Annotated in this window: 1 protein-coding gene; it reads right to left on the bottom strand. The window is 57.6% G+C overall.

Features of this window, described 5'->3' with window-relative positions:
• Positions 1 to 635, bottom strand: a 635-nt coding sequence (locus QCM77_RS46025) for an AMP-binding protein (protein ID WP_280097156.1), incomplete at both ends; no start/stop codon positions are given.

Genomic DNA, 635 nt, shown 5'->3' on the forward strand with positions numbered 1-635 from the left:
CGCCCCGCCGATGTAAAGCTCCCCCACCGCCCCAAACGGAACGGGCTCAGCAAGACCGTCCAGCAGATAGATCCGCGTGTTGGCAATCGGGCGGCCAATCGGGACAATGGCTCCATCAAACTCATCGAGGCAACTCCAGGTCGTCGCGCAGACCGTCGTTTCGGTAGGTCCATAGGCGTTGACAATAGATGCGGCAGGCAGGCGTCGGATGAGTTCAGCCTTCGGCAGCTCTCCAGCAAGAATGAGAGCTTGCAACGCCAAATATTCCACATTCCTGATTTCCTGAAGCAAGGCTGGAGGCAACGTCGCATGGGTGATGGCTTCGCTTCGCAGATAATCCGATAGCTTGGTACTCGCTTGACGGAGCTCATCCGCAGGCAAATGCAATACGGCTCCTGAGCCAAACGCCATAACAATTTCCCAGGCGCTGGCATCAAAACCAACGGAGGCAAACTGCACCACTCGGCTGTTTGAACAAACGCCAAAAAGCCCGATCTGAGCCAGCCCCAGATTGACCAATCCGCGATGCTCGACCATGACGCCCTTTGGCGTACCGGTTGATCCTGAGGTGTAGATCACATAGGCGAGATGGCGCGAGGTCAGGCCGAGGGCGCGTGGGTCCGGATTGGATTCCG

This window comes from Bradyrhizobium nivariense (assembly GCF_029846695.2).
GTDB lineage: Bacteria > Pseudomonadota > Alphaproteobacteria > Rhizobiales > Xanthobacteraceae > Bradyrhizobium.